Genomic DNA, 22,196 nt, shown 5'->3' on the forward strand with positions numbered 1-22,196 from the left:
GACATTCTCCAGAAAGTACTGTATAAATACACTAATTCAATATTATATAACTTTGCAATGACGAAGAGAGTACGCATAACGAATACTTCAGAGAGCTGATGGTAGGTGCGAATCAGTGTAGGGAATATGCCGAAGTGGGCTTCTGAGCATCCAAACCGAACCTTCAGGAAGTAGGCTTTGGCGAAAGTCTCGTCGTTACAAGAGACGCGTATTCAAACCTATAGTGAGGTTTCGATACGTTCAAGCGGTCCGGATCACCGTTCGGACTAACTAAGGTGGCACCACGGGGTTTTCTCGTCCTTTTCAGGATGAGAAGACCCCTTTTTGATTTTATAGACGGAGGGATAATATGAGTAATGACATTGTATTAACAGGAATTAAACCTACGGGCAAAGTCCATCTGGGGAACTACATCGGAGCAATCAAACCTGCACTGCAAATCGCCGGGGCCAGTGATTGCACTTCACTCTACTTCATTGCCGACTACCATGGGTTAAATTCCATACAAAATAGAGACGAGTTCAGAGATCTGTCTTATAGTATCGCAGCCACTTGGCTGGCACTCGGACTCAACCCGGACCGGGTGATTTTCTATAGACAATCTGATGTGCCGGAGATCTTCGAGCTGTGCTGGATTCTAGCCTGCCTGACGTCCAAAGGACTGATGAATCGTGCCCATGTCTACAAAGCGATTCAAGATCAAAATGAACAACTGGGCGTGGATGCGGATACTGGTGTTAATATGGGTCTGTTCACCTATCCGATTCTGATGGCTGCGGACATTCTGCTGTTCCAATCAGACAAGGTCCCTGTCGGTAAAGACCAGATTCAGCATGTGGAGATCGCCAGAGATATCGCCGAAAGCTTCAACCGGGTTTATGGAGATACGTTCAAGTTGCCTGACTATATTGTCGATGAGAGCACAGCGGTGATTCCTGGTCTTGACGGGAGGAAAATGAGCAAAAGCTATAACAATACGATTCCGCTTTTCGAAACGGCAGAGAACCTGAAGAAGCTGATCAGCAAAATCAAAACTGACTCTACACTTCCGCAGGAACCGAAAGACCCGGAGACCTCTAATATTTTCTTGTTGTATAAAGAATTTGCGACGCCCACTCAAGTGCAGGAGTTAAGAGACAAATATCTAAGTGGCATTAGCTGGGGTGAGGCCAAGCATGAGCTATTCCAGGTAGTTAATGCTGCTCTGGAGGAGCCACGGAAGAAATACTATGATCTCATGGCAGAGCCAGAGCAGATCGACACAATCTTGAGTGAAGGCGCCCGGAAGGCAAGAGCCCTGGCGGGACCGTTGCTCAAGAAGGTTAAATCGAGGATAGGACGTTATGCGTAGACCGGTTTTAAGACAGTGGTGATCATTTGTTTGTCTTTGAATACACAAAGAAACCACTCTTGGAACAGGTCAGGTCTCTTTCCGTTCCAAGAGTGGTTTCTTCAGCAGCTACAGCTTCTGAAATAACCGTTCCCCGTTGATCTGGATATATCTGTACATGCCGGCGCAGACCGCTGCCATTAGAATGCAGTATCCCAGCAGGATGAGATTTCCGTCCATCCCAGGAAGAAGCATGAATAGTACGGCGGGAACAGCCAGCGTGAGAACGCCGATAACCATCGTTACCAGCACCGACGCACTCTGCTTGATCGCCGCAACTTCACTGGTCCAGTCCAGCTTGGGCAGCTTCAGGTTCACCATAACGCCCAGCAGGGCAGAATAGCAGGCATAGATTACCGGAACGGCCAGCATTAATATACTTTCCATCCATCCGGCATGAAGAGTATAGGCCAGCAGCCCCCAGCTTACAGCTGTAATGGGTAACGTAATGGTGAGATTCACCGCCACCTTGCTGAATACAATCGCCGGTTTGGGCACGGGCGAGCTGGTCAAGATCCACAGATGATTTCCTTCCAGCGAAATGGAGCAGGCCGTGGTGCAGCTCAGAACAACAAACAGAGAGATCACCAGCGGACTCAGCGTACTTAGGGAGTCCGACAGCTGCGGGATGTCAAGAATGGTTCCCAGCTGCTCTGAGCTAACGAATAATAAGGAAATGGACATCATCAGGAGCAGCACCATGCCGATCCCTGTGTTCAACACATAATTGACTGAGCTGAAATAACGCCGAAGCTCCTTCAGATACAAGGCCTTGAAGGCTGAATTAGCCTGTAGCGGCTTCATCGTATATCCGCGGCTTGCGCGGCTGGTCATAAGCCCTGTATGAATCGCCTTATACCGGGTCGCCAGCAGGATTGAGAACAGCATAAAGACCAGCACAGACACCGCGATGAAGAAGAGCAAGGCACTTACCCGGTACGAGCAGACCGCATCAACGTACAGGGAAGCCGGAGGATACACCTTGAAGATCATATCACCCAAGGCGGCTCCAACATCTGCAATCGCCTGCTGGCCTTGATTGAGCGTGAACGAGCCCAACATCAGTATAATGATGAAGGCGAACGTGAGGATCATATTCAGGATTTTGCTCGCCCGGAACCGGGAAGAGACCCAGCTAATGAGGGTGCCCACAAGCGTAGCCGCTATAATCGGCAACAGAGTAATGAAGAAGAGCGTCAATAGGAAAAACAGATAGAACAGCACGCCCGGCTTCACATGTATCGCATACACCGCCCCCGCCGGAAGCATGACCAGCAGTGTGAAGAACAGGTTCATCACATAGAGCTGAAGCACCCGGCTCGCCACCACATGGCTGGTCTTCACCGGGAGGGACATGATCATATCGTAGTCTTTATAACTGAATAATACCCCGCTTGCCTTATAGACCGTAGTGAAGAAGCCGACCAACGAAGTGACCGCCATCATCACTGCCAGCAATAAGTCCATCCGCCCAAGCTGCTCGAACGACTGCGCCATCATGAAGCTGTAGCCGAATGACACGGCTCCGATCATGAGTATCCCGGCTATCATCGCGATGCTGAGCAGCAGCGCTTTCCGTCTCTGTGCAGAGTCTTTCGTATGCAGCGCTTTATTGAGGCCGAAGGAGGATAACAGCTGCAGCTTCGTTAATCTCCAGACATTAATCATGATCGATCAGCTCCATGAATACATCCTCCAGGCTGTTCTCGCCCCTGACCTCTTCGGTCTTACCATGGGCAATCAGCCGTCCGCCTTTGATGATCGCAATCTTATTGCAGAGCTTCTCAGCGGTATCCAGCACATGCGTGGAGAAGAAAATCGCACTGCCTCTGCTGCACACATCTGCCATGATCGTCTTCAGCGTATGCGCCGCTTTCGGATCAAGCCCCACAAAAGGCTCATCCAGCACTAACAGCTTCGGCTCATGGATCAGGGCAGAGATAATGGCCAGCTTCTGCTTCATGCCGTGGGAATACGAGGAGATCAGATCACCCAGACTCGCTGTAAGCTGGAAGGCATCGCCGTACTGCCCAATCAGCCGCTCCCGATTGGCCCCCGATACACTGAAGAGATCGCCGATGAAATTCAGGTACTGAATCCCCGTCAGGTGATCGTACAAGTCCGGGTTATCCGGGATGTAGGCAAGCTTCGCCTTGCAGGCTAACGGATCTTTTTTAATTGAGATGCCGTCAATTTCAATCTCCCCTTGTTCAAAATCAAGCACGCCCACCACAGCGCGGATAGTCGTGGTCTTGCCAGCGCCGTTATGGCCGATGAAGCCATAGATGTCGCCCCGTTCAACTACCAGACTGAGATCATCTACTGCTTTTTTGCCGCCCTTATAGCTCTTCGTAAAATGTCTAATCGTCAGCATTTCCTCTCACCTCTTCCTTGGTGTTAGCAAATAACTATAATACGAACAGCCCGGGCTAATGGTTCATTTCAATATTAAATCCCAATCTCCCGCATTTTGGCCGTGATTAAGTTCATGCGGGGCTCAAGCGTCCCTCCGCTGTATTTCGGCAGGCGTATCTCATCGACAATCCTGCCGTCGCACATGAACATAATCCGCTGCGTCCTGGCCGCCACAGTGGCATCATGGGTGACCAGCATGATGGCCGTCCCTTCCTCATTGATCCCGGACAGCAGGTCCATGATCTCCTCGGCAGCCTTCAGATTCAGCGCACCGGTCGGCTCATCCCCGAAAATAATGCGCGGACTGCCCATCAGCGCCCGGCAGATGCCAGCCCTCTGCAGCTGTCCCCCCGAAGCCTCCGTGATATCACGCTTCGCCAGCTCCGCGATGCCCACCTTCTGCATAAGCTGCTGCGCCTTATCCGTAATCGCCGCAACCTTTCGCCGGTTGCCGCGCATCGACGGCAGAATGATATTATCCAGGATGTTCAGATTCTTCATCAGCGTCGGCTGCTGGAACACGAAGCCCATTTCCGTTCTGCGGAGATCCGCAAGCTCATCCTCTTCAAGTATCCCCAGATCCCTGCCCTCAAAAGTAACCAGACCCCAGTCGATCCGGTCCATTCCGCTCAGTGCAAACAGCAGCGTGGATTTCCCTGAGCCTGAAGGTCCCATCACCGAGACGAATTCACCTTCGTGAATATCGACGGATACTTCGTCCAGCACCTTGCGCTGCTCCTCGCCGGTGCCGTATTGTTTGGTTATATTTTCACCTGAAATAATCTTCTTCATCTTCTTGATCTACTCCTTAATATTGCCGGATATTTGAATTCGGCCGATGCCCGATGTGCCGATAACCGCCCCGATGAGTACAGAACCGGTCATGATTAGCGGACACAGCAGATACGCCGAGAGTGGATGGACCACGAACTTGAACGACGAAGCCCCGAAGGAGGAGATCACAGCCCCGGCAAGAATCTGCCCCAGAGTGTTCGCCAGCAGGGTGCCCAGAACCATCCCGGTCACCAGTACAAATATAGAACGCGCATAATACTGTACAGTCAGATCGGAATTCCGGAAGCCCATCGATTTCATGACGGCGATAGGGTAACGGTCCTTAGCTACCAGCATCCGCATGAACAAGAGTGTAATCAGTACATTCAGGACCAGCATCACGGCTAGAGCAGCCCATGCAGCCTTACCGACTGAGCTAATGGTAGAGCCGAAGGTCTGCGTCACATATTCCCCGATATCGGACACCTTCGCATAACTGAACCGCTCTGCATATTCGCTCACCTTGCTGCTGATTAGCATGGAATCTGCAAGCTCCGCATAAATCACGGCCCACATGGCCTGATCAGAAGTCGTGGTGAAGGTGGCCTTGGCTGTTTTCCCGCCGTTGGTCACATCCGAATAAATCCCGGATACCGTAAGCTCCTTCGCTTCTCCGTTTACGAGCAGGGTCAGGGAATCACCGGCTTGCTTGCCCAGTTCCTTGGCATTCGCGGCGGAGAGGGCAATCTCATTCGCTGCAACCGGGCCATGTCCTTCACCATAGGCAACCGGAAAAATGGAATGGTCACCCAGCTCAACCTTTATCCGCTCAACGACACCATTGTCCAGCTTCACATTCAGCGCCTGAGTGGTCAGCATGGCAAAACGGAAGATCATCACATCCTGCTCCATCACCCGCGCAATATCTGCGGCCTTCTCTGCAATATGGTCCGTCTGCTGGATATCCATGCGCAGATCACTGTCACCGATGCCCATGTATGTAATGAAGCTTGGAGAGGAGATCGTATGATAGAGATTCTGGGGCACAATCATAAGGAAGGAAGAGATGACGAGCACCGCAAGCATGGTTGCGTATAGACTTTTTCTGGACAAAACATCCTTAACGCCCAGGTAGACATTCGTGTTCAGCAGCCGGTTGCCGCTCAAGGTAAACCGCCCTGAGCCCGTCCGGGTCTGCTGGGATGTACCGAAACGAATGGCTTCGACCGCCGAAATCTTCCGGAAACGCTTCAGCACCCTGTTCACATAGGCAACAATAACGAGGAATACGAGCAGTACGCCAAGGATGCCGCAGGCCAGAGCAAGTGCCGGATGCGCACTTTCGCCCATATACAGCCTGATATTCTCAAGCAGCAGGCCTCTGAAGCTGAACGATAATGCCAAGCCGAGGATACTGCCCAGAGCTGCTATCGCTGCATATTTAGCCAGATAGATTTTTTTGAGATCCGAGACGCGCAGGCCGATGGCCTTCATGACACCGATCTCCCGGTAATCGCTCTCGATGGTTGCCATGAGGGTGAACCGTATACATAGAAAAGCAATAATAACGACCAGCACACTCGCCAGCAGGATCACCGCAATCATCAGCCCGTCCGAGATCGCATTAAGCACTCTGAACAGGGGATATGTAATCACAGGACCGTTCCCCTCAAGTCCTGCTGCGGTATAGTCGGTCTCGAAGGCTCCCAGCATCGACAGGTCCTTCAATCTGAACTCAATCAGATATTCCGTGGTTCCGTACTGCGCCAGCTCCGCATAATCCTCCGTGCTGACGAGGAACCGCTTCGATGAAGCGAGCAGCGAGTTCATCTGTGAATCCCGCAGGAACCCCGCTACGGTGAGACTCGTATCCCCCACGGTAACCTTCCCTCCGGCCTTGACGGAGCCATCCTTCATATAACTGATCGGGACATACACCTCGCCGCCCCGTACATCAATCACATTCCCGTCCAGATCAAGCAGATAATCAAACTTCCCGCTTTGTGTGCTGAAGCCGTTATCCTGAACACTGTCCGCAAGCGTATGCCCGTCCATGACAATCCTCGCGCCTTCTACATTGAGGAAATCAAGCACCTGGTAATCTTCCACCTTGTTGTTCTGCTCTGCAAAGGCCTTGAGCCGGGCTTGATCCAGCTGGCCGGAATGCATCTGCAGGAAATGCGGCGTCTTCGCCTGTGTCATTAAATGATCGATGGCCCCGCTCAGATTGACGACCAGAATAGCTGACAGAGAGACGAGCATGGCTGCAGCTGCTACGAACAGCATAGTCATGAGCGTAATTCCCTTACTTGTACGGATATCTCTGCGGATGATTCGGTAAAACATACGTTACCCCCTGCTCTCAAGACTTGTAATGGATTTGAGCCGATAGATCATGACCGAAGCAGCGCTTAACAGCAGCCCGGCAATGATGATGAGAAGTCCCATCCCCCGCCCGCTGCCAGTGCCGATGATCCGCCCCACACTATCTGCCAGAACTCCGCCGCTCACCAGCAAGGGAGTAAATACGTAGTCTGCCAGCACACCTGCCAGCATATAAGCCGCCACGAATCCTAGCTGTGAGAGCAGTCCGATCAATGACCAGGCCCTCCCCTGAACGGAATTGTCAATATTGGTGCGGACCAGATAATCCAGGGCCGTGTTCGTAAAGGGCAACATGGCAAAAAACATAAATCCGGCAGCGCCAATCAGCACAATATTCTCACGCAGTCCGAAGACGGCGATACTGATTCCTGAGCAAAAAAGCGACACTGACAGCATGCGTACGAAATTTTTTTGTATATGCAGCATCCCTATAATGACACTCGACACCAGCATTCCCGATGCCATGACCGTCTCAAGCGTCCCCAGGACCGCACTGCTGGAGAACGCCAGAATCATCGGCATGGACAAGGTCTCGATGAACCCGATGAAGAAGGTCATGACCGAGGTCATAATCACCAGCACCAGTACTCCCCTATTCCCGGAGACTGCTCTCCAGCCTTCTTGAAATTCGCGGATAAAGGCCGGTGCCTGCTCCGTCTTCTTGGAGGTAAGACCACTGCGGACCGCAAGCGTAGTAGGCACGGTTAGAAAAAAAGTACAGATGTCGATAATTAGCAGCAGCTTCACATCAGAGACTGTAAGCAGCAGCCCGGCAATGAGCGGCGAAATCAGATATTTGGCGGAGCCGGCAATCTGCACAAACCCGCTGGCTTTCGTATACTGCTCCTCGGTAAGCAGATCCGTTATCGTAGCCTTATAGGCGGGATCTAGCAACGAGGAGAATACCGAGCTTACAGTCACCCCTAAGCAGATCTGCCACAGCTGTGCATCTCCATTCAGCAGGCAGACCAGAATATAGATCAGACCTAAGGCAGAGAGCGTATCCCCCAGCACCATCAGCAGCCTGCGGTCATAGCGGTCCGCTAGCACGCCAGCGACTGGACTGAGTAGGAGGGAAGGCATGAATGCCAGTAATGTCACCAGTGCCATAGCCGAAGCCTGCCCGGTCTGCTGTAAGGTATAGATCCCCAGCCCGAACGCGGTGAGCCCGCCGCCGATAGCTGAGATCAGTTGTCCTGACCACAAAAACAGGAATCTGCCGAAGCCTGTGCCGGATCTATTCATCACCATTGCCCGCTTCCACTCCACCGGAGCCGCCGAACATCTGCATCACGCTCATCAGACTTCCGCTCCCGGCACCGAGCAGCCTTTCCACATTGGCGATGAAGGCCAGAATGCGTGACATTCGCTCGTCCTCCGTCATTTCGACCATATCTTGGTCAAAAATGGTGGTGGCGTAAACCACAACCATCTCCATACATTCATACGGATAAGGCGTATTGAATATCCCCTGCTCGATCCCCTCGCTGATGATGGAGGCCAGAATCGGCGGAACGCCATGAATAACCGCCTTCTGAATCTTTTGATGCATCAGCGCATTCTGCGGCTTGTGGATATGCTCCATAATCTCCGTGCTGCTGCCGTCTCCGCTGCTGATGTTCAGCGCCATGACCGCACGGAGAATCCGCTCAATGACGGGGATGCTCTTGTCTTCAGCAATCTGCTGCGCGGCATGAAGGATTGTGGCATTCGTCCGCTCAATCAGCGCGTCCATAATATCCTCCTTCGACTTGAAGTGATAATACAGTGTCCCGCGCGCAATACCGACCTTGCCCAGAATATCGCCCGTGCTGGTACCGTCAAAGCCCTTCTGTCCGAATAGCTCCTCTGCTGCATCCAGAATCTCATTTCTGCGGGCTTCTGCTTCTTTTACAACTCTCATGGTCATGTCTCCTTATGGTGAAGCTGGGATTATTCTGCCTGTGCTTGTAAATGTAGTTATAATTAATTATTCACCGACCGACTGTCTGTCGGTAATTGATTATAGCATAGTATGCTTGGATAGAACAAGAACAGGACACCGCTAGGGTGTCCGTTCATAGATCCGTATGGTTTATTGTAATGAATGAGGGATATAAAGTTCTTCCAGGCTGATGATTTCTTCAGGTGTTAACTGTACAGATAGTGACGCTACTGCTTCTTCCAGATGGCTGATCCGGGTAGACCCGATAACCGGAGCAGTAACCTCTTGCTTGTGCAGCAGCCAGGCCAGAGCGATTTGCGCGCGCGAAATCCCCCGGTTAGCAGCAACTTCTGCTACTCTGTGTGCAACTTTGCGGTCCGCTTCTTCCGTTCTTGCGAACATCGCCTTGGCAACCTGGTCCTTCTCTGAACGTTCAGTGAACTGATCCCAATCCCTGGTTAACCGGCCTGCAGCCAATGGCAAATAGGGAGTAATGCCCACTCCCTGATCCTTACACAGCGGGAGCATCTCCCTCTCCTCTTCCCGGTAGAGCAAGTTCAGCCTATTCTCCATGGAGATGAACCGGGTCCAGCCATTTCGTTCTGCAGTATGCTGGGCTTTCGCAAATTGCCATGCAAGCATAGAAGATGCTCCAATATAACGTGCCTTACCCTCCTTCACGATATCATGCAGAGCCTCCATCGTCTCCTCAATTGGCGTATTCGGATCATAACGGTGAATTTGATAGAGGTCAATGTAGTCTGTTCCGAGCCGTCTTAGGCTGTGGTCAATCTCGGTCATTATGGTTTTACGGGAGAGACCCATCGCATTCGGCCCCTTCCGCATGGGAACGAACACTTTCGTGGCCAGCACAACTTCTTCCCGGCGGGCAAAATCCTTGATTGCACGTCCTAGTATTTCTTCACTGGTGCCATCTGAATACATATTAGCTGTACTGAAGAAGTTAATGCCTAATTCGATTGCTGTTCTAATGATCGGTCTGCTGCTCTCTTCATCCAGTGACCAGGGCGTATTGCCGCGTTCCGGCACACCGAAGCCCATAGTTCCTAGACTTAACCTTGATACATCCAACCCGCTTACTCCAAGCTTCACATATTCCATAGAATAAAAACACTCCTTTATACTGGATGTTGGTTGACATATCAACCTAAATAACAAGCTCTTCCTTAGTTGACATGTCAACCTGTAAATATACAGTAACATCTTGTGGTTGATACGTCAACCATGATATGATTCCTCTATGGATAATATGAACGAATTAAACGAAGAAGAAATGCGGATTTGGAATATGTGGAAAGGCTCCTACAAACGAATCTTCGGCCGTGTTGTGAAGGATATGTCTGAGCAAACAGGATTATCTGAGGGTGATTTCGGAGTATTAGACAGACTGGTGCAGTTCGGGGAGGGCAAGCTTCGCCAACAGGAGTTAGCCGACTCCATGGACTGGGACAAGAGCAGGCTATCCCATCATCTGACACGGATGGAGAAGCGCGGTCTGGTACAAAGAAAACCGCTGGATACCGACCGGGGTGTCCAGATTAACATTACTCCCGCCGGCCGGTCCGTTCTGGATGAGGCACTTCCGGTAGTCTCTACGGCCATACGCAAGCACTTCCTGGCACTGCTGACTGAGCAGGATATGAAGTCAATTATTGCGCTGGCGGAGCGGACCAAAGCACCTTAATAGTTCAGATTAGTAATAGCCTAGTCCTCAAGCAGCAATTCTTCCCTTTCGGGAGAATCGCTGCTTTGTTCACATTGTGCCAGAACCTTCTCCAGCCCGCTCACCAAGCTTTTGAGCACCATCAGCTTGCTTCCGGAGTCCAGCCGGTAATAGTTGCGGGTGCCGTCTTTTCGGACGCTAACAATTCCAGCCTCTAACAATATTCTAAGATGATGGGACACGACCGGACGGGAAAAGTGGGTGATCCCTCTTATCTCGCCTACACGCATGCCCGGATCTTGCGGCCCTTGCAGCAAAGCCATCAGGATGGCTTGCCGGGTCTCGGCACCGACCGCGTTCAGCACCTTCAGCGAATTCTTGAATTGAGATGCCAGCTCATTCATAAGCTCCTGATCCATGAAAATCCCTCCTATGTGCTTCATCGTCACGAATCCTATCGTTTCGTTCAGCGGCTCATCCCTGGAGCAGTGACCAGAATCTTGCTGGCCAGGGCTATTATCTGTGCCCGCTCCTCCCCGGTAAGACCATCGGTTACCGCCGTAATCTGCCGCTCGATCTGCTCCCCGACCTCGTGAATAATCTTCCAGCCTGCCGGAGTAGCCCTCACATTGAATGCCCGCCGGTCACTCTCTGATACGGTACGCTCTACCAGCCCGCGGCGCTGCGCCCGGTCAACGAGCCCTGTAATACTGGATTTGTCGAGGCCCAGATGCTTGGCCAGCTGCAGCATTCCCGGCTCCCGGTCGCGCAGTATCCCCAGCAGACGGATCTGAATGATCGACAGATCATGCTCCGTGCCTATCCGGGCAAGGATATTCTGCACCAGGAAGGATAGCTGCACAAGGCTGTCTACCATCGACAGATCATCCAGCTTATCAAAAGAATTATCGTAACCGCTCATTGATTTCACTCCGCACTTTTGTATATTTCAGACCTGTTCGCTCCTATTGTACCACAGCAGCCGTTGACTTTGTACGTAACACAAACTATTATTGTTTGTATTACAAACCTTTTAGTTCGTTTCACAAACCAAAAACACTCACCCGGGTAACTATCCGGGTAAATGGAGGCCTATTTATGTACGCTGCTATTGTAAGATCATTCGATTCAGGTCCGAAATACGAAAAGGTTGAAGCTCCGGTACCTTCAGGAGAACACGAAGCTCTGGTGGATGTGCTGGCTGCCGGATTACATCTCCGGGTCCGGGCACAAGCCAATGGTTCTCACTACACGAGTACGGATGAACTTCCGTTAATCCCAGGAATTGACGGCGTGGGACGGCTCCCGGATGGCAAGCTGGTCTATTTTGTAGCCACCGATACGGCCCTGGGATCATTCGCAGACCAGACCCTCATCGATCTTCGCCGTGCTGTCCCGCTCCCCGCAGATGCTGATCCCGTGCTCATCGCCGCTGCGATGAATCCGGCCATGTCCTCCTGGGTAACTCTCCGCCGCCGGGTTCAGGCTAAGCCCGGGTTCAAGGTTCTCATTCTGGGTGCTACCGGCAACTCTGGACAAATGGCCGTGCAGATCGCCAAGCTTATGGGAGCCAGTCAGATCATCGCTGCCGGGCGGAACCCGGAACGTCTGCGTTCGCTTACACAGTATGGTGCAGATGTAGTCATATCGCTTACCGGAGATCCCGGGGCAGTGGCCCGGAACCTCGGCGAAGCCTCAGCTGAAGTGGATATCGTTCTCGACTATCTGTGGGGTGAGCCTGCTGCACTCTCCATGCTCCCGATATTAACCCGCCGGTCCGACCGCAGCCGGCTGTTAACCTGGATTCAGATCGGTTCCATGGCAGGCGCGGATGCCGCGATTCCTTCTGCTGCGCTGCGCTCTGCCAACTTCCAGATCATAGGCAGCGGCCAGGGGTCCGTCACGCCTGCCGGATATCTGGCCGAATTCCCGGCGTTGATCCAAGCGATTGCAGAGGGTCAACTTACAGCGAACCCTATCATTTATCCGTTATCTCAAATTGAACAAGTATGGAAGACTCCGCCGGGCAGTCAGCAGCGTATTGTCTTCGTGCCGCACAACAAGTAGTTTCCCGAACCCTCCAAGCAAGCTATGTCCGGGTATTGTCAAGCTACGTTACTCCTACTGTAACTTCTGTTCTTGAACATTCTGGAAAGTAAGTGATAGACTTAGCAGGATATCCTTTTTGAAGGAACCTTTTAAGGAATCATACTTACGCATCATAGAACAGGGGGCCGAGGAGCAGTTGGCGATATATCTGGTAAGACACGGCAAGGATGACGAAGGATATCGCGGCGGATGGAGCCAGCGGGGGCTGAATACCCAGGGTTACCGACAAGCCGAGAAACTTGGCCGTTTTTTGAGAGAGAATTCGGCTTCATTCCCTATACAACGTATAGTTAGCAGCGATTTGCAGCGGGCGCTGGATACAGCCGGCGAGCTGGCAAGAGAGCTGGAGTTACCCTTAGAGCGCAGTATGGACTGGCGGGAGATGAACAATGGTGTGATCGCCGGTATGCCGAACGAAATCGTCAATGAACGGTACCCCGGCTTATACTTCTCAGGACTGCGGATGGACGAGTGTTACCCTGACGGAGAGAGTCCGCTCGATTTCTTCACCCGGATTCAAGAGACCTTCACCCGGCTCTGCGAAGAGCATTCGGACAGCAGCCTCGATGATAACATAATTATTGTTACACACGGCGGTGTCATAAATATCATCTATCACATCATCAAAGGGATCGACTGGAATAACCGTGGCAGTAAATTCCCGGCTTCCTATGCCAGCCTGCACAGAATTGAGCTTGTGGACAGAAGATGGAGCCTTTCTCTGGAAAATTATACGGTCTAGCTGCTGCCGCGGACTCGACGTTACGCAGGCAGCCTAGACCCAATCAACACAACAGCACACGCCCGGCTGCCGAGCTTATGCTCTCTGCTGCCGGGCGTGTGCTGTTAATAATGCTCAGGACGTATAATTCTGCCCCAGCCCTAGACTGCTTAGCAGCTGTCTATAAGCAATGGAGGTGCGGTCTGCCGGAATATGGGCTTCAGCCTGCAGATCCAGCGGGAGATCCTCCGGCGTCTGCGACTCCACCATCTCCGCATCCTCCTGGAACACCTGCAGATTGAACTTCACCGTATCCTCCAAGGGGGCGTTCTTGTCAAAATTCCGCGAGATCGGGCAGAACAGCCGGGTATAACGGGCCGACACCGGAGAAGCACAGTTCAGAATCTTCAGCCTGCCCTCATCCGGGAAATAGACAGTTAGCGAAGCGGCGAACGGTGCGAATACACGGAACTCCCGCAGCCACTGGAAGCCTTCCGGCGCAGGATTCTCCTGCCCTTTTCCATAGTTGCTGACCGTGCTCCAGTATTCGGCCACCAGCTCCGTCTCCCCTTCACGCCACACCTTGTACTGGGGAACCTCTGTATTATTGCGGTCACCGAAGGTTGCCGTATGCACGTAGGCGAAATGGGATACATCGAGGAAGCCTTCCATCTGCCGCCCGGAGGAGCCGGCAATATCGAAGCTTGGGATTAGAATATTAATATAGTCGGGATCATCCCAGGCCGGGAAGGCGGGAATCTGCTCCGGCGCATCTGCCAGGCAGGTCCAGATCAGACCGTAGCGTTCGATGGCCGGATAGACAATCAATTTCAATTTGGGCGAGATTTTGGCGCTTGGATGTGCCGGTACCGCAGTACATTTCCCCTCACAATTATAGCGGAACCCGTGATACGGGCAGACAATCTCCCCGTTCTCCACCCATCCCTTACTCAGCGGGGCTCCCCGGTGAAAACACAGATCCCGGGCAATAACCACCTTGCCTCCGCTGCGGTAGCATACCAGCTTCATATCCAGCAGCTTCACAGCCACCGGCTGATCCTGTACCTCTGCTGCCGTAGCCACCGGATACCAGTACTGGGCCAGAATACGCCAGTCTTCAGGCGAGAAGGTGCAATCACGCGGGAGCTCAAGCTCTGCCTGCCGTTTCTTTTCCTCTATCATGGCTGCCCCACCTCTCCATATATTATAGATACTTAAGATTCCTTAATTATATGTCAGAATAACTGACTTGTTGAGTGTATTTTAAGCTAATTTCATCATGACAATCAATTATTTCGCTGAATATTTTGTATTCGAGCCTAAAATCAGCTATTCAATGTTATGCAAAATGACATATAAATTGATTTCTAATACCCATAAAATGCATGATTGACTTTTCGAAGCTGCTGATTATAATAAGGTTATATTCCTTACACGGACTGTTACTGGGCAACCAGGCATGACCGAAAACGATTACATTTTTTTGTAATCCTTTTCGGTCATTTTTATTTGGCGGGGAGGTGAGTATGTATGAAGGTCATCAAAAAAGTGAACAACAATGTAGCTATTGCTATTAATGACAACAATGAGGAAGTGTTTGTGGTTGGCAAGGGCGTTGGTTTCCCAAAGACCCCCTATCAGTTGACTGAAACCGATATGGTGGTGGAGAAAATCTTTGTCGCTCCCAAAAACATCCGCATGTACGACTTGTTGAACAGCATTCCGATTGAGCATATCTATCTGGCGGAAGAAGTCATTACTATGGGCAGCGACATTCTGCATAAGACGTTCAATACCAATCTGCTGCTCACTCTCTCTGACCATATAAGCTTCGCTCTGGCCCGTACCCGTGAAGGTGTCTCCATCAAGAATCCGCTGGAATGGGAAGTGCGCACCCTATACCCGGATGAGACCCGTGTAGGTGAAGCTGCAGTCCGGTTAATTGAAGCTACAGCGGAAGTCCGCCTCCCGACAGCCGAAACGACACTGATTGCCTTACATTTTGTGAATGCCCAGGTGGGGTCTGGAGAAATGAGCGATACAACCAAAATTACCACCGTTACCGGCGAGATGCTGTCCATCATCAAATACGCGCTGAAAATTGATTTTGAGGAAGAGTCCATTCACTTCATGCGCTTCGCCACCCATGTCCGCTATTTCATCATGCGGCAGATGAGCGGCAAGTCACTGAAGAAAGAGAATGAAGCGTTGTTTGAGATGGTAACAGAGAAATTCCCGCGTGAACTGGAGTGTGTGGAGAAGATCGCGGCATTCCTGCAGAACAATTACGGCTGGAGCTGCACCAATGATGAGAAGCTGTATCTGATTCTTCACATTCAAAGGTTAATCTCCAACGACTAGACCGGCCCTGCCCGATAATTGCATACTATGAATTGGACTGTTACTGATTCGATCAGGCATGACCAAGCACACGGGAATGACGATTCCCTTGGCTTGGTCATTTTTTTATTCCCAGACTACTTTATGTAAGGAGAATGGTCATGAATAACAAGGAATTGGCCCAAAACGTACTGGAGCTTGTAGGCGGCGAACGTAATATCTCATCGCTCACCCACTGTGCAACACGGCTGAGATTCGTGCTTAAAGAAGACAGAAAGGCCGATCTGAAGGCGCTGGACCGACTCGAAGGCGTACTGAAGGCGCAGAATGCAGGCGGGCAGGTTCAAGTGGTGGTCGGGAACAAGGTAGATGCTGTGTATGCTGAGCTGCGCAATCTCACCTCGGAGAACCTCCAGAGCGAAGACGGGGATGCAGCTCCCAAAAAGAAACAAAATCCGGTAAATGTGGTCCTTGAGACGATTGCAGGCATCTTCACTCCAGTGCTCCCGGCCTTGATCGGCTGCGGTATGATCAAGTGCGTGGCTACAGTATTGGCAGCGCTAGGATGGATGGAAGGCTCCGGGTTCCTGTCCATCGTCAATATGATTGGCGATCTGATTTTCTACTTCCTGCCCTTCTTCATCGCTGTAAGTGCTGCCCAGAAATTTAAAACCAATCCGTATCTGGCCGTTGCGCTTGCTGCTGGATTAATGCATCCCGTGATTCTCGATGGCGCAGCCAAAATTGCCGAAACCGGCGTGAAAACAATCGATTTCCTCGGCATGCCGATCCTGCTGATGAAATATTCCTCGTCGGTGATTCCAATCATTCTGGGCGTGTGGGTCATGAGCTATCTCTACCCTGTAGTGGACAAATTCATTCCCAAGTTTCTGCGGGTGCTCTTAACTCCAATGATTGTATTGTTCATCATGATCCCACTGGAACTGATCGTACTTGGACCGATCGGCTCTTATATCGGTACTTGGCTGACCGACGGCATCAACTACCTGTATGCAACCGTTGGCGTATTGGCAGGTACGATTCTCGGGTTCTTCAAGCCCATTATGGTTATGTTTGGCATGCATTACGCCATTATGCCGATCCAGATTCAACAGATTGCCAGCATAGGCTCGACCATGCTGCTGCCGGCCTCTCTTGCAGCTAACCTGGCCCAGGCGGGAGCCGCCTTCGGTGTTTTCGTTCTCACCAAGAGCAATACGATGAAATCCGCAGCCGGGTCAAGCGGTTTCACCGCCCTGTTCGGCATTACCGAGCCGGCGATTTACGGCGTTAATCTTCGTTACAAACGGCCGTTCTTTGCCGGGTGTGCGGCAGCCGGAATCGTAGGCGGTTTCTACAGTATTGTTCATGCGAGTGCAAATGCCATCGCCCTTCCGGGAGTCTTGGCCCTGGGAACGTATACAGCAGACCGATACGTCTACATTGTGATCGGGTCCATAGCAGCAGTCGTTCTGGGATTTGTATTCACCTTGCTCGCAGGCATCAAGGAAGATGCGGGCGGGCAAGCCATTACGAAGGCTAAGAAGAACGCCGCTTCGCCGGCAGCCGCTCAGGATGCCACCCCTTCAGCATCCCGCGCTGCGGATACCGCTGGTATGCTGATCGTCAGTCCGATGACAGGTGAAATTAAGCCGTTAGCCGAGGTTGAGGACCAAGCCTTTTCTCAGGAGCTGATGGGCAAAGGCATTGCCATCGTGCCAAGTGAAGGCAGAGTCTACGCACCTTTTGACGGAATGGTTGAGGCATTGTACAGAACAAAACACGCCATCGGGCTAAAAGCAGCGAACGGCGTGGAAATACTGATTCATATCGGCGTAAATACGGTGAGCCTGAAAGGCAAGCATTTCAAATCCTATGTAGAGCAAGGTCAATCCATTCAGGCAGGCGACCTGCTGGTGGAATTCGATTCCGAAGGAATTATTGCCGATGGCTACCCTACAATTACCTCTATAGTCGTGACCAATATGCAGCAGTTCGCCGATGTACTGACGGCCTCTGATAGCGGTCCCATCCAAGAAAGCGGAGCATTGCTCAAACTGATTCCATAACTCATACCAATCAAGGAGGAACAATATCATGATACAATCTCTTTTTCCGGAAGGCTTCCTGTGGGGAGGCGCTCTCTCCGCCTGTCAGGCGGAGGGTGCTTACAATATAGACGGCAAGAGCCTGACCATTCCTGATGTGATGAAATTCAACTCCAATAACGATCGTAAAGTAACCAAGCAGATGAAGATTAACCGCGAGATGATTGAAGAGGCCAAAAACGATCCGGATACGGTTAAATATCCAAAACGCCGCGGCATCGACTTTTACCACACGTTCCGTGAGGATATCGCTCTGTTCGCCGAAATGGGCTTCAAGGTCTTCCGTTACTCCATCGCATGGGCCCGGGTATTCCCGGGCGGAGACGATTCCGCCCCGAACGAGAAGGCATTGCAATTCTACGATCAGGTGATTGAGGAGTGCCTGAAGCACGGCATGGAGCCGCTGATCACCATTAGCCATTTCGATACGCCGATCGTGCTGATTGACAAATTCGGCGGCTGGTATAACCGCAGGCTGGTGGACTTATATGTCAACTACTGCGAGGTGTTATTCAAGCGTTACAAGGGCAAAGTAAAGTATTGGGTGACGTTCAATGAGATCAATATGAGTGTCAAAGCCGGAGCAAAAACGCTCGGAATTATCGAATACGATGCACCGAATTATGAGGAAATGCTGTTCCAGGGGTTACACCATCAGTTCGTGGCAGCCTCTAGAGCGACCAGACTGGCGCATGAGATTGATCCGGGTAACCAAATCGGCAGCATGGTCGCTTACTTCACGACCTATCCGTACACCTGCAAACCGGAGGATGCCCTCCAGATGCAGAAGGATGACCAGATGAAAAACCAGTTCTTCCTCGATGTCTTGAACCTGGGCGAGTATCCTTATTACGCCAAGACGTATTTCAAAGACAAAAATATCACGCTGCACATCGAGGATGGCGATCTGGATAGCATCCGTACACATACGGCAGATTACGTCGGCATGTCCTACTACAATTCTATGATTTCCAGCAGCGATACGGAGCAATTGGAATTGACCGCAGGCAACGTACACAGTGTATATAAAAACCCGCATTTGCCTGAAAATGAATGGGGCTGGCAGATCGACCCTGTTGGGCTGCGGTATACGTTGAATCTGGTGTATGACCGCTACCACAAACCGGTATTCATTCTGGAGAACAGCTCCGGCTTCTACGACAAGGTGAATGTTGACGGCACTGTGAACGACCCTTACCGCATTGAATTCTTGAGAAAACATATCGAACAGATGGGGCTGGCCATTCAGGATGGTGTCGAAATGATAGGCTATACCATGTGGGGGCCGATTGACATGATCAGCTCTTCTACCTCGGAAATGAGCAAACGTTACGGGTTCATCTATGTGGATCAGGATGACTACGGCAACGGGACGATGAAGAGAACCCGCAAGGATTCCTTCTATTGGTATCAGAATGTTATCCGGACGAACGGGGCCGAGCTGTAGGCAGTATGAATATACTACGGTCTGTCCAAAAAATACCTGGCGGTCTGCTCATCGTCCCCATGCTGCTGGCAGCCGCAGTCAACACGGTGTTTCCGCAGCTGTTCGGCATTGGTGATCCTACAACCGCTCTGTTTACCTCCAGAGGAACGATGGTGCTTATCGGCTTGATCCTGTTTGTATCCGGGACGCAGTTGGACCTCCGCCTGCTCCCTGCTACACTGAAGCGCGCCGGGGTGCATGTTCTGGCAAGAATCCTGATCGCCTGGATGTTTGGATGGGCATTCGTTTATGGATTCGGCATCGAGGGCTTTGCCGGTATTTCTGCTATTGCCTTCATCGCAGTGCTGACTAGCTGCAATCCGGGCCTTTACCTGGCGCTGATGAATTCCTACGGAGATGAAATGGATCAGGGAGCCTTTGGTATTTTGAACCTGATCGCCGTTCCGGTCATTCCGGTCATGATTCTGAACTCGGCCAGCGGGGCAGGGATTGATTATCTTAGCGTGGCGGCCACGCTGCTTCCTTTTGCCGTAGGTATACTGCTTGGCAATCTTGATGCTAACCTTCAGAGGATGTTTGCTCCGGGAACAGTGATCCTATTGCCATTCCTCGGCATCAGCTTCGGGTCTAGCATCAACCTGAGCCTGGCCTTCCGGTCGAGCTTATCCGGCCTGCTGCTAACCTTACTCTTCTTCCTGCTTTGTCTGCTGCCGCTGGTTATGATTGACCGTCACTTGTTAAAACGCCCGGGGTATGCAGCGGCGGCTACCTGTTCAGTCGCCGGTCTATCGATGGTTGTGCCCGGGATAGCTGCCAGTTTTAACCCAGCTTATGCACCATATGCGGATACAGCTATAGCACAGATTGCTTTTACTGTCATCCTGACTTCCATCACCATACCTTATGTGGTTAAACGGCTGGCTGGAAAAGTGAACTCGGCCGAAGCCGGCCATTAGCTGCAACCAGCGACATAATACCAATTGCGGTCCATTGCCTTCCCAGATTCGGGTCTGCGATTGGGCCGCTTTAATTTTTAGCTAAAAATTTAACTAGGTTTCAAAATTTCACTTGCTTTATTAAAGTTATCAGCTATAATAAAAAACATATCAAGCAAAACAAATTACGGAAAACAAAATTTGAGGAGGAATTACAATGACAACACTTAATATCGGAATTATTCTTGGAAGCACACGCCAGGGTCGCGTTAGCCCGCAGGTAGGCGAATGGGTGAAGGGGATCGCTGATGCCCGTGGAGATGCTAATTACGAAATCGTAGATATTGCTGACTTCAAGCTGCCGCTGCTCGGGGAGAGCGACAGCTACGCTGAAGCTCAGGCTTGGGCAGCTAAGCTGGCTACCCTGGACGGATTCGTATTCATCGTTCAGGAATATAACCACAGTCTCTCCGGTGCCCTGAAGAACGCACTGGATTCTGCCCGCGAAGAATGGAACAACAAGGCTGCCGGAATCGTCAGCTACGGCTCCGCCGGTGGCGCCCGCGCTGCTGAGCATCTGCGCGGTATTCTCGGCGAATTGTCCGTCGCCGATGTTCGTGTCCACCCGCTGCTCTCGCTGTTCACCGACTTCGAGAACGGCTCGGTGTTCAAGCCGGCTGACCTGCATGCTGCCAATGTCAATGCTATGCTGGATCAGGTCTTGGCCTGGAGCGGCGCGTTGAAGACACTGCGCCAGTAAGAATTCATTCGAAGCAGTTCCAGATCTATACAAGTCCGAACATGAAGCAAGGGGAATCTCCAGCCAAAGGCTGTGGAGATTCCCCTTATTTGTTTTACATTAGTAATTCTCATAAGTAATTCTCGACCCTTATCGCGGAAGCAGCCGGCTGATCAGCTCTCTGCGGCTGGATACACCTGTCTTGGCGAAGATGGATTTCAAATGATCCTGTACCGTGTAGGCGGAGATATGCAGCGATTCGGCCAGCTCCTTGGTCGATAACCCCAGCGCCAGCAGCTCTGCCAGCTCCTTCTCCCGCGCGGTCAGGGCGAAGGCTTCGGCCAGCAGCCGGAAAACATCGCCAGAGCGGGCACTTACCAAGGATACGGCGAGCTGTGTCTGCGGGCCGCCAAGCAGGCTTGCGGTAACTGTCAAATACTCCCCGTCTCCGATTGGAAGACTTATTCTTGACTGAGAAGTCCCGGCTCCGGCGGGCTTCTTCGCGCCGAGCACCCGCAGGCAGACGGCACGCACCGGGCCTGGAAGCTGCCCTTCTTCCAGCTGCTCCAGGTTCCAGATCTGCTTCAGCCAATAACGGGCTGCTGCATTCGCACTGACCGGGACCAGCCGCTCACTCAGCACCAGAATACCGTTATCCTCCGGCACTGCCCGATCCGCTCCGGATACCGGCAGAACGGAGGCATACGCACGCAGACGTTCAGCGATCAGCGGAGCTACCGAAGCCAACAAGGCGCATTCCTGCTCCTGAAACGCCGGCTGGCCCAGCGGACGGAATAAGGTCAGGAACCCCCAGCAGATCCCGCCTGTGCGCAGCGCTACGCGCAGCTCATCCCCGAATCCGGCGGGGTGCAGCACCTTGCGGTACCGCGCGCTTTTCTCCAGGCTTCCCCCGGTCACTCCGCTTAAGCAGACTGCCGGAATATCCGACACCGCTAACTGCTCATACTTCATATAATCCTCATGCAGATATTCATATTCGAACAATAGCGGATGAACCTCTTCAAGTCCCTGCTCCGTGACTGCCCCTGTGGTTAAAAGCGTGTGCGGGTCTACTGTCGTACAACAGGCCGCAGCGAACGGAACCAGCAGGCGGAGCCTGGCAATTACCGCTTCGCGGTACTGCTGTGAATCCAGAACCGGACCACCCCGGACAGGGTCAAGCTGTAATAGGCTATGTACTCCCTTGTTCATCTTCTGTCCTCCC

General features: G+C 51.9%; 20 protein-coding genes and 1 other annotated feature. Of the genes, 9 read left to right on the forward strand and 11 right to left on the reverse strand.

The features are described 5' to 3' along the window. The first annotated feature begins 48 nt into the window (after positions 1-48). Positions 49-305: a binding site (T-box leader), on the forward strand. A gap of 44 nt (positions 306-349) precedes the next feature. After that, positions 350-1,351 (forward strand): tryptophan--tRNA ligase, encoded by a 1,002-nt coding sequence (locus J2Z70_RS18345; protein WP_209875680.1) that lies wholly within the window; start codon positions 350-352, stop codon positions 1,349-1,351. A gap of 108 nt (positions 1,352-1,459) precedes the next feature. On the opposite strand, the gene J2Z70_RS18350 is transcribed toward J2Z70_RS18345, so the two are convergent. The 7 genes from J2Z70_RS18350 to J2Z70_RS18380 form a co-directional block, all read right to left on the reverse strand. Then, on the reverse strand, positions 1,460-3,058 hold the full coding sequence (locus tag J2Z70_RS18350; RefSeq protein ID WP_209875681.1) for a hypothetical protein: 1,599 nt from the start codon (positions 3,056-3,058) through the stop codon (positions 1,460-1,462). Then, a complete protein-coding gene (locus J2Z70_RS18355; protein WP_036729857.1) occupies positions 3,051-3,764 on the reverse strand; it encodes an ABC transporter ATP-binding protein in 714 nt (237 codons plus the stop codon). The genes J2Z70_RS18350 and J2Z70_RS18355 overlap by 8 nt, the downstream gene beginning before the upstream one ends. Positions 3,765-3,838: 74 nt before the next feature. Beyond that, complete coding sequence (locus J2Z70_RS18360; RefSeq protein WP_209875682.1) at positions 3,839-4,597, reverse strand: ABC transporter ATP-binding protein; 759 nt, start codon at positions 4,595-4,597, stop codon at positions 3,839-3,841. 9 nt (positions 4,598-4,606) lie between these two features. Continuing rightward, positions 4,607-6,925, reverse strand: coding sequence for an ABC transporter permease (locus J2Z70_RS18365; protein WP_209875683.1), 2,319 nt, complete (start codon positions 6,923-6,925; stop codon positions 4,607-4,609). Positions 6,926-6,928: 3 nt separating this feature from the next. Beyond that, positions 6,929-8,209: an MFS transporter gene (locus J2Z70_RS18370; RefSeq protein ID WP_209875684.1), complete on the reverse strand. Its 1,281-nt coding sequence runs from the start codon at positions 8,207-8,209 to the stop codon at positions 6,929-6,931. After that, positions 8,202-8,867 (reverse strand): TetR/AcrR family transcriptional regulator, encoded by a 666-nt coding sequence (locus J2Z70_RS18375; RefSeq protein ID WP_209875685.1) that lies wholly within the window; start codon positions 8,865-8,867, stop codon positions 8,202-8,204. Before J2Z70_RS18375 ends, J2Z70_RS18370 begins: the two co-directional genes overlap by 8 nt. A gap of 171 nt (positions 8,868-9,038) precedes the next feature. Then, positions 9,039-10,010, reverse strand: a complete 972-nt coding sequence (locus J2Z70_RS18380; protein WP_209875686.1) for an aldo/keto reductase — start codon at positions 10,008-10,010, stop codon at positions 9,039-9,041. Between the two features lie 172 nt (positions 10,011-10,182). Between J2Z70_RS18380 and J2Z70_RS18385 the strand changes: the two genes are divergently transcribed. Beyond that, entirely contained in the window at positions 10,183-10,593 is a 411-nt protein-coding gene (locus tag J2Z70_RS18385; protein ID WP_245368339.1) for a MarR family winged helix-turn-helix transcriptional regulator, read from the forward strand. Positions 10,594-10,613: 20 nt separating this feature from the next. Here J2Z70_RS18385 and J2Z70_RS18390 read toward each other — a convergent pair whose 3' ends face one another. Then, positions 10,614-10,991 carry an ArsR/SmtB family transcription factor gene (locus J2Z70_RS18390; RefSeq protein WP_342593024.1) on the reverse strand — a complete coding sequence of 126 codons (378 nt, stop codon included), beginning with the start codon at positions 10,989-10,991 and terminating at the stop codon, positions 10,614-10,616. 47 nt (positions 10,992-11,038) lie between these two features. Next, positions 11,039-11,494 carry a MarR family winged helix-turn-helix transcriptional regulator gene (locus tag J2Z70_RS18395; RefSeq protein ID WP_209875689.1) on the reverse strand — a complete coding sequence of 152 codons (456 nt, stop codon included), beginning with the start codon at positions 11,492-11,494 and terminating at the stop codon, positions 11,039-11,041. Between the two features lie 176 nt (positions 11,495-11,670). On the opposite strand from J2Z70_RS18395, the gene J2Z70_RS18400 reads away from it, so the two are divergent. Together J2Z70_RS18400 and J2Z70_RS18405 are read left to right on the forward strand one after the other, a co-directional pair. Further along, a complete protein-coding gene (locus tag J2Z70_RS18400; protein WP_209875691.1) occupies positions 11,671-12,639 on the forward strand; it encodes a quinone oxidoreductase family protein in 969 nt (322 codons plus the stop codon). A 178-nt stretch (positions 12,640-12,817) separates the two neighbouring features. Then, positions 12,818-13,423 (forward strand): histidine phosphatase family protein, encoded by a 606-nt coding sequence (locus tag J2Z70_RS18405; RefSeq protein ID WP_209875693.1) that lies wholly within the window; start codon positions 12,818-12,820, stop codon positions 13,421-13,423. Between the two features lie 114 nt (positions 13,424-13,537). On the opposite strand, the gene J2Z70_RS18410 is transcribed toward J2Z70_RS18405, so the two are convergent. Next, entirely contained in the window at positions 13,538-14,584 is a 1,047-nt protein-coding gene (locus J2Z70_RS18410; protein WP_036729879.1) for an aromatic ring-hydroxylating oxygenase subunit alpha, read from the reverse strand. Between the two features lie 348 nt (positions 14,585-14,932). Here J2Z70_RS18410 and J2Z70_RS18415 point away from each other — a divergent pair, with 348 nt between their 5' ends. The 5 genes from J2Z70_RS18415 to J2Z70_RS18435 all read left to right on the forward strand — a co-directional run bounded on the left by J2Z70_RS18415 (position 14,933) and on the right by J2Z70_RS18435 (position 20,992). Beyond that, entirely contained in the window at positions 14,933-15,763 is an 831-nt protein-coding gene (locus J2Z70_RS18415; protein ID WP_209875695.1) for a PRD domain-containing protein, read from the forward strand. Between the two features lie 140 nt (positions 15,764-15,903). Further along, entirely contained in the window at positions 15,904-17,811 is a 1,908-nt protein-coding gene (locus J2Z70_RS18420) for a beta-glucoside-specific PTS transporter subunit IIABC (RefSeq protein ID WP_209875697.1), read from the forward strand. 28 nt (positions 17,812-17,839) lie between these two features. After that, the gene (locus J2Z70_RS18425; protein ID WP_209875699.1) at positions 17,840-19,297 is read left to right on the forward strand and encodes a glycoside hydrolase family 1 protein; all 1,458 of its coding nucleotides are present in this window, start codon (positions 17,840-17,842) and stop codon (positions 19,295-19,297) included. A 5-nt stretch (positions 19,298-19,302) separates the two neighbouring features. Beyond that, positions 19,303-20,253: a 2-keto-3-deoxygluconate permease gene (locus tag J2Z70_RS18430; protein ID WP_209875701.1), complete on the forward strand. Its 951-nt coding sequence runs from the start codon at positions 19,303-19,305 to the stop codon at positions 20,251-20,253. Between the two features lie 196 nt (positions 20,254-20,449). After that, a complete protein-coding gene (locus tag J2Z70_RS18435) occupies positions 20,450-20,992 on the forward strand; it encodes an NADPH-dependent FMN reductase (protein WP_036729889.1) in 543 nt (180 codons plus the stop codon). Positions 20,993-21,121: 129 nt separating this feature from the next. Here the strand turns inward: J2Z70_RS18435 and J2Z70_RS18440 are convergent, their stop codons facing one another. Continuing rightward, positions 21,122-22,183 (reverse strand): LuxR C-terminal-related transcriptional regulator, encoded by a 1,062-nt coding sequence (locus tag J2Z70_RS18440; protein WP_209875702.1) that lies wholly within the window; start codon positions 22,181-22,183, stop codon positions 21,122-21,124. Between the last annotated feature and the right edge of the window lie 13 nt (positions 22,184-22,196).

It is taken from the genome of Paenibacillus silagei (genome assembly GCF_017874735.1).
In the GTDB taxonomy this organism is placed as follows: Bacteria; Bacillota; Bacilli; order Paenibacillales; family Paenibacillaceae; genus Paenibacillus_AQ; species Paenibacillus_AQ silagei.